2 protein-coding genes are annotated in these 12,302 nt (G+C 73.9%); one reads left to right on the top strand and one right to left on the bottom strand.

What is annotated here, in order from left to right; genetic code table 11:
* Positions 1-10,920 (bottom strand): WXG100-like domain-containing protein (locus RM479_RS27340; RefSeq protein ID WP_449590061.1); only part of this gene is annotated, 10,920 nt, incomplete at its 3' end.
* A gap of 539 nt (positions 10,921-11,459) precedes the next feature.
* Between RM479_RS27340 and RM479_RS27335 the strand changes: the two genes are divergently transcribed.
* A complete protein-coding gene (locus RM479_RS27335; protein ID WP_311514567.1) occupies positions 11,460-12,221 on the top strand; it encodes an MBL fold metallo-hydrolase in 762 nt (253 codons plus the stop codon).
* Positions 12,222-12,302 lie beyond the last annotated feature (81 nt).

Raw genomic sequence — 12,302 nt, 5'->3', positions numbered from 1 at the left:
CGGGGTACGGGGTACCTGGGGCTCCCGGGGGGGGGGGGGGTGGGACCCGGGGGTGCCGCGCTCCTCGGTTCCGCCGCCCTCCTCGGCCGTTTCGGTCGCGTGCGGTTCCGGTGCGGGCGGTGGAGAGCCTTCCTCGGTCGTGGTGCGCGGGTCGGTGCGCGGTGCGGGCGGGCCTTCGTGGGAGGTGCTCTCCTCCGGGGCCGTGCCCACCGGCTCCGGGTCCGGTGGTGTCGGGGCCTCGTCGCCGGTCGGTCCTTCGGTTCCGGTGGTCTCTCCCGTGGGCGCGGTGTCCGTCGGGTCGGTCTCGGTGTGTCCGGGGTCGGGCGGGAGGGGCGTCGGCGGGGCGTGGGTGGGTCGGGGGCGGGGTGAGCCGGGTGGGGTGGCGTCGTAGAGGTCGGTGTCGTCGAGGATGGTCTCGGCCGTGGGCACGGGTGGCGCGAGCACGCCGCCCGTCGGCCCTTCGCCCCCGTGACCCTCCTCCGTCAGGCCCATCGGGGACGTCATGAACGGCGGCGGCCCGATGCCCCGCGCGGACCGCTCGGAGCCGCCGACACCGTCCGAGACGAAGAAGTCGTCGTGGGGCGTCGGTTCCGGTGCCTTCGAGCCGCTCTCCCCGCCGTGCGGCGGGTCGCCCTCCGACTCCGTCTGCGGCACCGCAGGGGTCCGCGCCCCCCGCAGGTCGCGCAACGCGTCGACCAGATCCCGCATCGTGGAGTTCCGGACCCTCTCCGCCGCGTGGTAGGCGTCCTCCAGTTCGCGGTAGCGCTGCTGGAGGCTCAGACCGCCGGCGCCGGGGTCGTCGATCTGGCCGACGAACGAGAACAGCTCCCCGCGCGCCTTGAAGTACGCCGCGTCCGCCTTGGTGAACGCCGACTCCGCCTTCGCGTACCGCTCGATCGCCGGGGAGTCGGTGTCCAGCCCCCAGGACCGCGCCTGGTCGGCGTCGATCCAGCGCAGCACCGAGGAGTCGGCCTGTCCCCCTCGCGGAGAGGCCGTGCCGTTCGTGCTCTCCGCCCAGATGAGCCAGCGGGCCGGGACGCGCACGAGGAACATCCGCTTGGTCCCCGGGCCGCTCGCCACGGCCCCGTGCCGCTGTGCGCCGGAGGTGCCTCCGCGGGCGCCGCTCAGGGCGGCGGACTCGGCCTCCCCGGCCTCGCGGACGCGGTCCTGCGGACGCCCGGTCTCCGTGGCCTGGCCGCCCACTCCCAGGTTGCCCACCTTCTGCTCCGCCGTGGTGTGCGACTGCCGCCCGCCCTCCTGGTCCGAGTCGCGGGCGCGGCTGTCGGTGCTGACGCCTTCGATCGTGGCCGACCCGGTGTCGAGCAGGGCCCGCGTCTTGACCACCGACTTCCCGAACTCCGCCAGCACGGTGGGCTCCCGCGTCGCGTCGGGGGTCAGCGACAGCAGCAGCATTTCGTCCTTGCGCGCGGTGATCCCCTCGGCCCGGTCGATGTTCGAGATGCGGTCGTCCAGGTACCGGGTGGCCGACGCGACCTCCGCGGCGTTGAGGTCGAGCCTGCCGTTCGGGCTCGTCCACCCGTTGATCAGGGCGGTGTTGACCACGGCGGCGTCGAGCAGGACCTTCGCCTCGCCCTCGATCGCGACGGGGATCGCGTCGAGGCCCCCCTCCCCGTCCTGGAAGCCGGTCCCCTGCGGCCCCTTGCGGCTCACCACCCAGGCGTCGACGTAGGAGGAGCCGTCCAGGTCGATGGCGGCCGGTTCGTAGTGCGGCCCGGGCCGGGGGGCGCCCCCCGTGGGCGCCGTGGTCTCCAGGTAGGGCAGGGGATGGACGCTCTCCTGCCCGGTGTCGTCTGCCGTGGCCGTGTACACCCGGTCGCCGATGGACAGGTGCGCGTTCACCCGGGTCGACGTGGTGACCTTGGCGTACGGAGAGAACAGCACCCGCTCCTGCGTCTCCTCGCGCGCGGTGCCCCCGGAGGAGGAGTCCTCGGTGAACGACTGCCGCCGGAACGCGGGGGTGCCGCCCGCGTTGACGGCACCGGTCTGTCTCCCGGTCGCGGGGTCCTCCCTGTTCCCGATGGGCGCGAGCAGGTCGACCGCCCCGCCGAAGCCCCGCCCCCGGATCCTCGTGTTGGTCTCGGAGCCGCCGGTGATCTTGATGTTGCGGTCGACGTACTCCATCTGCCCGCCGAGCTGCTCGACGCGGGCGGGCCCCCGTTCGATGTCGAGGGTGAGTTTCGCGACGCGTGACCGGTTCTTGATCCGCAGGCCCTGTTCGAGCGGGTCCAGCCGTGTCCCGGTGGGTTTCACCAGTACGTCCATGTTCGACCGGTTGCCCTCGATGTGTTCGCCGACCTCCTTGATGAGGTCCTCGCGGGAGTGGACCGTCAGCTCCCACCCGTCCCGTTCCAGCTGCCGTACCAGGTCGTCGACCAGCGCGGGGACCCGGACGGGGCGTGAGTCGAACCCCTTGCCGGCCAGGTCCGGCTTGACGCCCAGACCGCCGGGGGGAGCCTGGGGAGGGCGCTGGGTACCCGGCACGACCGTGCCGTCGGGCAGCCAGGTGAGGCGGTCGTGGACGAGCCCCTGCGAGAACACCCACAGCGCCGGGACCATCATCTTCTGGGCGTCCTTGACCGGTGCGAACCAGGCCGAGTGATCGCTCTCCTTCGTGGACCGCGGAACGGAGAAGAGGAGGTCGAAGTCCTTCTTGTGCTCGGTCGCCTGGAGGATCACGCCGTCGGTGACGAACTCGAAGGTGGCGCCGGTGAACTTGACCTCCCGGCGGGTCCGGTACGACACCGAGGACGACTCGCCCTGGCCGTGCCCGTACGGCGTGTACCGGGCCTCCAGGCCGGGCTGGACGATGGGTCCGACGGTGCCGCGCGGGGCCTGGCCGGGCGTCTCGGCCGTCGGCTGGGGGTTGAAGGCCCCTCGGGCGGCGACCGAGATCGTGAACGTGGTCTCGTGGGAGCGTCCGAAGCCGAAGGAGATCTCCCGCACCCGGTTGGGCTCCATCACCGCGAACTCGCGCAGGACGGCCGACACGACGTGGGTGGGCACGTACCAGGTCACCGTGGTCGGACGGGTCCGCTGGGGGGCGATGCCGTCGTCGAACTGCACCCGGAAGCGGTCGCCGGTGCTCCGCGTGAGGCCGGGCGAGGCCGCCAGCGTCTGCGACGACGTGTGGGCGGCGATGATGGCCGCGCTGCCGTCGCGGGAGGCCACCGATCGCGAGAACGACCAGTGGTCGCGGTCCAAGGCCGCGTAGGTGAGGGACCCCACGGTGATCACGTGCTCGCCGCGGCGGAAGACGGCGGGGTTGAAGGCCTGGACCGTGCCGAACGTGTCGGCCAGCAGCTCCGCCCGGGGGGTGCGCCGGATGGCCAGGGGCGGCGGCGTGGCGTCGTTCCCGCGCGGGGTGCGGCCCGTCGTGTCGTTTCCGGTGGTCCGGGTGCGGTCCCCCTCCTGCCGCCCCGTCGTCGTCCCGGTGGTGTCGCCCGGGGTGGTGGTCCGGGGCGGGTTCCCGGTCGTGGCGCGGGGCGTGTCGCGCGAGGTGCTCGGCTGGGGTGTGGTGGCGGTCGTCGTGCCCGGCGGATCGCCGCCGGTGGACCGGGACGGGTTCCCGGTGGACGTGGGCGGTGGGTCCCCGCCGGTCGTCCGTGGCGGGTTCCCGCTGCCGGTCGGGGGCGCCGACTCCCGGGGCTCGGGCACCTCCGTGACCGTCTCCAGCCCGCGCGGGGTCGACCGGTGGATCCGCACGGTGCGCGGGCCGGTGGTGACGAAGCCGTCGGGCCCCTGCCCGAAGAGACGGGACGCCGTGGGCGCCGGGAGCTTCCGGGGCGGCGCCGGATTCCCTGCGGGCGGGGTGTCGAGCGGAACGCGGCGTCCCACCCGGGGCGCGTGCAGTTCCACGCGGGCACGGGGCGGACGGACGTCCCCGTCGCCGTTGCCGAAGATCTCGCGCCCCATGCCGGTGCCGGACACGGCCTCGGAGCGCGAGGAGCGCGGGACCAGGCCGTCCTTGGGGCCGAACCACGCCGAGAACTCCGCGTTCGCGAAGAGACGGCGACTACCGCTCTTGTCCTTGACGTTGGTCTCGCCGGTCGACGACATCGCGTGTTCGCTCCGCTGTCTCTTGCGGAACTCGTTGGAGGCGCGGACGTACACACCGCCCGCCTCGGAGGGGTTGCCGAAGGAGTCGAGGCCGGTGCCGACGCTGCGGGCCGTGAAACCGAACCGCCCCTCGGCGGTGACCGAGGTGATCTTGCCCGCCTGGCGGTTCAGGCCCGACGACGAACCGGTGGTGGTGCCGGTGTGCGACTTCGAGAGGGGGGCGGCCTCGGAGTAGCCGGTGATCCTGACCCGCGGCCACACGGAGATGTGGTCGTGGACCGTGACGCGGCGCTCCCTGAACTCGTTGAGCCAGGGCAGGACCTTCGTCTCGACCAGTTTGATCTCCAGCTGCCCGGACAGCCAGGCGTCCGGGTCGGACCGGAAGGAGGCCGCGTTGACCTTGGCGAGGAGCGTCTCGGTGTTCTGCCGGGCCTGGGCCTTGTTGCGCCGGTGGTTCCAGCCCGCGTGCGAGCGCTCGGGCGCCGGGGTGCCCGGCAGGGCGAGGTGCGGCAGCACCAGACCGGGGTACTGCCGGTCGATCTCCGTCAGGAGTCGGTGCGCGTAGTCCCGGAAGAAGGGGCGCATCGGCTCCCCGTCGGGGGTCCGGATCTCGGTGCCGTCGGCGTGGGTCACGTCGCGGACCAGGGCGTCGCCGAGGTGGGTCGGGCCGCCCTCGCGGTCCAGGAAGGGGTCTCCCGTCCGCGCGACGGGCTCCGCCTCGGGTCTTCCCTCGGCGAGCCGGCGGACGTCGTCCGCGGTGAGGGCCTCGGTCGCGGAGACGTCGAACAGCGTGGGAGTGGTGTCGTTGTCGAGCCACACGGCGATCGTGCGCCGTGTCTTGTACACGGCCGTGTCCGTGCTGTGGAACAGGTGTGAGTCCCACGTGTTGTCCGAGCGCCCCCGGCCGCGGGTCCACACCTTCTGGAAGCGCGTCTCGAAGGAGGGGGCCTCCACTCGGAACATGTCGCCGGGCAACCGTGACACGATGCCGGCCGACAACCCGACGAAGAAGCCCTTGAGGCGGTTGGAGAGCTGACCGGACCCACGGGTGAGGCGGTCGGTCATCTTGATGTTGAAGTTCTTGGGGGTGTCGGGGACGAGTTCCATGGAGACCGGGTAGGACCAGAGGGTGACCAGCCGTGACCCGCCATCGGCGTCGGGCACGCTCACGGTCCGGGGCTCGCTCGTCATGGTGGGCAGCTGGGTCATGACGATGTCGTCGGAGAACACCTCCATCACGCCGCGCCGGTTCAGTTCGCGGTGCCGGGCCCGCGACCCGGTCTTGGGCTGGGACACCACGGCCGGGGCGTCAGCGTCCCCCCGGGTGCGGTGGAGCACCCTGCGGGTGTCGGCGCCCGTCCCGGGCGGCTCGAACCCGAGACGCTCGGCGATCCAGGAGTTCAACGTGGTGGGTGGGGCCTCGTCCTCCGAGCGGGACGTGCCGCTCCCTTCGGAACCGGACCCGTCGGACTCGTCGGCGGCGCGACGGGTGATGGAGTCGATCGCGATGGGGTGCGAGTTGGCCAGGTAGCCGCCGTACCTGCGGTCGTCACTGTTCGTCCCGGTATCGCGGGTGTCGTCGGTCCCGGTGTCGCCGGTGGTGTTCGTGGCGGTGGCGGTGTCCGCCCCGGTGCCGTGGGTGGTGGAGCCGGCGCCGTTGTTCCCGGAGGTGCCCGTTCCGGTGCCGTTGTCGGTTCCGGTGCCATCGGTACCGGTGGTGTTCGTTCCGGTCCCATCGGTTCCGGTGCCGTTGGAGGGCGGTGTCACCGGCGGCGCCCACAGGTCCGTGAACGTGATCCGCGCGGGCAGGTCGTCACGGTGCTGTACCCCGCCCATCAGGACGAGTTCCACCCCCTGCGGAATGCGGGCCGGGGGCGGGGTCCGCGGAGCGTTCCGTCGGTTCCCGTCACCTCCGTCGGCGGTGGTCGTGGTCGGTGGCGGGTTTCCCGAGGTGTCCCGTGGGGTTCCGCCGCCTCCGTCGGTGGTGGTCGTGGTCGGTGGCGGGTTCCGCCGGGTGGCCAACTCGATGCCGTCGACCCCCTCGGTGGCGGTCGTGGCGGTCGGCGGGTCCCCCGAGGCGTCCCGTGGGGTTCCGCCGCCTCCGTCGGCGGTGGTCGTGGTCGGTGGCGGGTTCCCCGAGCCGTTCCGCCCGGTTCCACCGGTCGTCCCGGGCGTGGCCCCCTCCGGGCGCGGACCTCCCTCGACCTGCCATGTGGCGGTCAGGTCGCTGTTGTAGGTCTCCCCCGCACCGGTCATCTCCGTGGTCAGGAGCTGAGTGTGGTTCGTGTCCCCGGACTGTTGCTGTACCGCCGAACCCCCGAAGGCCGACACCCGGCCGCCGACCGCGGGGGCCGGGATGGCGTCCACGCCGAAGAGGTTGGCCTGGACGCTCACGACCGGTCGTCGGGCCTTACCGGAGAGCCCGGACTCGCCCCTCGACGTCTGGGTCTGCTCGTCGTGCAGGCCCTTGTACTTGGCCGTCGCGGCGCCCGGCCGGTCCCGCCCGCCGCTGCGCCACGCGTTCTCCGAGCTCAGACGCAGCGTGTAGGTCCTGCCGTCGGAGGAGGTCCGGCTGACGCCGTCGGGGGAGAAGAAGTCCCGGGCGTCGGTGGTGAGTCCGTTCCCCAGGAGGGCGCGGACGTCGTCGGGCAGCCCCGGGAACGTGTCGAGGACGGCGTCGGGGTCGACCCGGACGCCGTAGGACTCGATCCACCGCGACTCGATCAGGTAGTTGAGCCGTAGGGCGTCCGGGTCCCCCTCGGCACGGGAGGTGCCCACAGGAGGTGGCGGGACGCTGCCCGGAGGTCCCTCCGGAAGGGCGGGGGCCTTCGGGGCGGGCTCGGGAGCCTCGGTCTCCTTCGGAGCCCTGCTCGTGCCCGACTCCGAGTCCCCGCCGGTCTCACCGCCGGGGTCCTCGGTGCCGGTCCGCTCGGCCGTCGGCTCGGGCCGCTCCGCGGGGGGCCTTTCGACCTCCTTGCCCTTCGGTTCCCTGGTCTCGGGCGTCTTCTCCTCGGATCCCCCCGCCTCGGATTCCTCGGCCTCGGATTCCTCCGCCTCGGGCCCTTCGGCCGGGGATCTCTCCGTCTTCGGTGCCTTCACCCCGGATTCCTCGACCTCGACCTCCTTGCCCTTCGGTTCCCTGGTCTCGGGCGTCTTCTCCTCGGATCCCCCCGCCTCGGACTCCTCCACCTCGGACTCCTCCGCCTCGGGGTCCTTCACCTCCGTGAAGGGGTCCGGTCGGCCACCGCGCTCGCCTCGCGGGTCGACCGATCCGCCCTCGGAGCCGACGGACACGTCCTCCACCGGGGCCTCGGACTCCGTGACCGGGGGAGTGGGCGGGCCCGGCTCCCCGGTGAGGCCGCTGGTACCGGGCGTCTCCTCGGGACCGGACTCCGGCAGCAGGCCCGGCTCCCTCTCGCGGCGGGGCGGCCCCTGGAGCGGATCGCGGCCACCACCCGTTTTCGGCGCACGCGAGGTCTCCGCCTCGGAGCCGCTCCTGCGGTTGGAGGACTCGGCCGGCGGGGGCGCTCCCACGACGGAGGTGTCGGACACGGTCGTCTCGGCGGACTCGCCCGAGGGGGGCGGGGCGCCCCCGGTGTCCGGGGTCTCCTCGCCTTCGGCGGCCGGTTCCTCCCGCTGGAGGGACACGGGGTCGTCCTCGCCGGCGGAGGCCTCGCCCTCGCGGTCGGCGACCGAGAACCCCTCCCCATCCCCCTTCCCCACGCCGGTGCCCTCGGTGAGGTCGGTGACGGGGGTCTCCCCGTGGCCTTCGCCCCGTGTGCTCTCGCCCTGGGCGGCGGGGGTCTCCTCGTGCCCGGTGCGGTCGTTCTCCGGATCGGGGAGGGGGGACCCCGCGTCCTCCTGACCGTCCTCCTCCCGGACCGGGGGAACCGGACCGCGTTCCTCCCCGGTGGGCGGCGCGGCCGAGTCCGAGCCGCTGCCCTCCGGCCCGCGGCCGTCCGAGAGCGGCGGCTCCGCCGACGGTGCGGCGGGGACCGCCCCCGGGGGAACGGGCGTGCTCTCCGTTCGGGATGCGCGCACCTCGCCCGAGGTGTGCTCGGCGTCCCACGGTGTGCCGTCCGTCTCCGTGACGGGCGGTCCGCCCGTCACCACGGGCGGATCCGCGGGGGCGAGCACGTTCTCGTGCGCGGTGGCCTCGGAGCCGTCCGTCTCCGCGGTGCCGTGGACACCGTCCCTCGACGGGCCCGAGCCCGCACCCTCCGGACGCCCGGAGGCCGAAGCCCCGGGCACGCCCGAGGACGGGGACGGCGACGCGGGCGCCCCGGAGGGCGGCGGCGTGGGAGCGGCCACCACCGGAGGCGGCACGGGAGCGCCCTCGGAGCCGGTCCCCCCGACGTCACCGTTCAGGGAGCGGAGGAACGCACCGATGTCGATGCCCTCGGCCGGGCCCTCCGACGAGCGCGGGTCGAGCCGTCCGGACCCGTCGTCCGGCGACAGACGTGGGAGGCCCCCCTCGGCGTCCGCGTCCGCGACCGTGCCCCGGCCCTCCCCGTGGAACGACCCGTCCTCGGACGAGGGGGAGATCGGGGTCTCGGAACCGTTCCCGTGAGAGCCCTCGTGCCCCTGAGCGGCGGGCGCGCCGGACGTCGGCGGGGCGGCCTCCTCCTCGGAGCGCTCCCGGTCCGGGGGTGTCTGCGCGGACCGGTCGCCGCCGGTGTCCCGCACCGTGGGGGGCGGTTCCACCGCGGTGGTCGGAGGTGTGCGCCCGGCCCCGCCGGTGCGGTCCCCGCCCGTGGTGTCGTCCGTCCCCTCGCGCTCCGGCGCCGGGGCGGGGGGCCGGCCGGGCCGTTCCCGGCCTCCCTCGCCGGAGGCGGCCGTGCCGTCGGACTGCGGCGAGGAGCGCTCCCCGCCGCGTCCGCCCGTGCCGGACTCCCCGTGCGGCGCGCCCGGGCCCCGCCGCCCCGGGTCCTCGTCGCCCCTCGGGCGCGCGGCGGAGTCCTCCCCGTCCCGGGACGTCTCCCCGCCGTCCCCGTCGTCCGAGCGGTCCGAGAGGTCCGAGAGGTCCGACGGGGCGATCGTCGACACGTCGTCGCCGTCCCCGTCGTAGCTCTCGAAGGACGACATGTCGTCCCCGCCGCCGCCCCGCAGGCGCAGGATCGGTTCGTCGTCGGACTCGAAACCACGGTTGCCGCCTCGTGGCGGGGGCGTCTCCCAGCCCGACGACACGCTGGAGGCGTCGTCGTCGGAGACCGACCCCCGGGACCCCGGGTCGGGGCGGCCCGGCCCCGGCCCGTCGAGGTCGAGTGCCGGACGGTCGTTGAGGTCGCGCAGGTGGCCGAGGGAGTCGAGGCCCTTGAGGCCGCCGGCCACGGCCAGGTCGTGGACCACCGAGGTCGAGGCCCCGGCGACCGCCGACATGCCCGACGCCGACCACTCCTGCTCGGGCGAGAACCACAGGTTCGTGAGTCCCTCGCCCACGTAACCCTCGAACGCCCCGGAGGCCGCGCCGATGCCCAGCGACGTGGCCCGGTCGCGCCAGCGGGCGCCGAAGTCGGCCACCGTGCGGCCGAAGGCCTCCGGCACGTCCCGCGCCAGGTGGTCCCGGGTGCTCTGGGGGAGCGGCGCGGAGGCCAGCACGTCGTCCAGGGAGGAGGTCATGCGCGGCGTGTTCCAGGTGCGCAGCAGCGTCTCGGCGTAGTCCCGTCCCAGGTTCCGGGCGGCGGCGTCGCCGATCGTGTCCCCGAAGTGGCGGGCGAACATGTCGCCGGACCCGTCGACGAACCGCCGGGCGTGGTCCAGGCCCACGCTCGCGGTGTTGGGCCGCTGGGCCGCGCCGAGGAACTCGTTGGAGTTGCGCGCGAACAGGTTGACCAGGTCGCGGTCGAACTCCGGGGTGATGCTCCCCGGGGGCGGCGGGACGCGCACCGGGGGGACATCGGGTCCGTCGCCGGGGGGATCCCGGGGCGGCGGGGTCGGGCCGTCGCCGGTCGGGTCCCGCGGCGGGGGCGTCGGGTCCGGGGTGTCCCGGGGCGGCGTCGTGAACGTGTCGGAGACGTCCCGCGGCGGGGGAGTGATCAACGGGTCGGGTCCCGCCTCCCGTCCGGGCGGGCCGGCCGGCGGGTCGGGGAGGATGTCGCGGGTGGGCGGCGGCGGGGGCGCGGGCGGGTCGGGGAGGTTCTTGCCGAAGAGCTTGGCCAGTTGGCCGCTGAGGAACAGGTCCGCGCCGAACGACAGGCCCGCGCCGAGCAGGCCCTCGACGAACGCGCCCGCGGCGGCCATCCGGGTGAGCTCCTTGTCCCACCCGTCCCGGTTCCCCTGGTCCATCTGGATGCGCTGGATCAGCAGGTCCATCGTCACGCCGAACATCTGCGCGATGAACAGGTGGCTGAGCAGGTTCCACACCAGCCAGTTGAGGATGCGCCGGATGATCTGGCTCTTGATGAACTTGAACAGGGGGATCAGTTTCAGCGACGCGCCGAAGGTGAACTTGGCCGTCGCGATCGCCCAGGCGATCTCCAGCACCAACTGGATGAGCTGGCCGATGATCATCCACTTGGCGTACTCGACCTGGTTGGCCGCGTCCTTGGCGTACTGGCGGATCTCTCCGGCCAGTTCGGCGGCCTCGCCGATGTAGTCGCGCTCGCCGGCGGTGAACTGGGCCAGGGAGTTCTCGAAGTACTCGGTGGTGCGGCTGTCGAACGTGGACCGCACCTTGCGCCGCAGCACCAGCACCAGGTCGGGCAGTTCGGTGGCGAGGATGTACTCGACGGCCGCGTACGCGTCGGAGAAGTCCCGCAGTCGGTCCTCGTCGACCTTGGGCCACCGGGTCCCGGTGAGCCCGTAGAAGAGGTTGGCCAGTTCGTCGGGGATCTCCATCCCCATGTGCGCCCTCGCGTCCTGCCGGTCGGTCGCCTCGTGTCCGTGCCGGGGCCTCACGGGCCGCCCGACGCGATGATCGTAGAGCGGCGCACGGAAGGTCGCACCGGTGTCGCGGACCCCTTTCCGAAGTGTTCGCCCACCGGTCACCGAGAGCGCACCGGCCGGTGGCCGCCCGTCCGAAAACCCTTGTGGAACAAGGCTTTCCCGTCGCGTGAGCACTCCCGGGAGCGGACGAACGCCACCGCCGCCCGGAGGAACCGGCAGGGCGCGACGCGGCAGGCCCATCACCGACACCGCGCCGCCCCGCCGACCGCGGGGGAGGTCGTCGGGTCGGGGTTCGCGGGCCGGGCGGGCCGACCCGCGTCGCGGTTCCGTCGGATCGCCCCCGCCGGTGAGGGCCCGGGGCCACGGGGTCCGATCCGACGTACCGAATCCCTCGGGTCGGGGTGCCGGAGGGTCATGGTCGGCCATGACCCTGGGTAATGAGAGGAGGTGAGGCCGCTTGCGGGCGGCGTGGTCCTCCGTGCGTCGAGAGGGAAGCCATGAGCACGACCCTGATCGAGGTCGCCCCCGGTGTGCACCGTCTCGGCGACGCGGTGGTGAACTTCTACCTCGTGGAGACCGACGAGGGCCTGGTCCTGGTCGACTCCGGTCTGCCCGACCACAGCGCCGTGCTCCTCGACGCCGTGGCCCGGGTGGGCGGCGACCTGCGGGCGGTCGTCCTCACCCACGGGCACGCCGACCACATCGGACTGGCCGCGCGCGCCCTGAGCCGCACCGGGACGACGATCTGGGTGCACGAGGCGGACGCCCCGCTCCTGGGCGGCGGACCCGACCGTGCGATGGCGTACAGTCCGCCCGAGCGTTCGATGGTGCCCTACCTGTTGCGGCGTCCCAAGGTCGCCTGGTTGCTCGCCCACCTCGAAGGGATGGGGGCGTTCAACACGCCACCGATCGCCACCTACTCCACCTTCACCGACGGGCAGGTCCTGGAGGAGGTGCCGGGGAGCCCCCGGGTGGTGGGCGCCCCCGGGCACACCCCCGGGAGCGCGATCCTGGTGTGGCCCGAGCGCGAGGTGGTGTTCACCGGCGACGCCCTGGTCACCCACGACCCGACCACCGGTCGCACGGGGCCCACCGTGGTCAGCCGCATGTCCACGCACGACGGGGCCATGGCGCTGGCGTCCCTGGACCGTTTGGCGGCTTTGGGCGAGAAGGGAACGGTGCTGCCCGGTCACGGGGACCCCTTCACCGCGGGGCCGCGCGCGGCGGCCGACCGGGCCCGGGCGCGGGGGATCGAATAGGGCCCTTCGTGTTCCGCGCGTCGGCGCGGACCGGTGCCGGGGCGGACAGGGGTGGTGGCCGTGGGGCCGCCGGGGGGCCGG

Origin of the sequence: Nocardiopsis lambiniae (assembly GCF_031845465.1) — a bacterium.
Lineage (GTDB): Bacteria > Actinomycetota > Actinomycetes > Streptosporangiales > Streptosporangiaceae > Nocardiopsis > Nocardiopsis lambiniae.
This window is presented reverse-complemented; position numbering and strand designations above follow the sequence as displayed.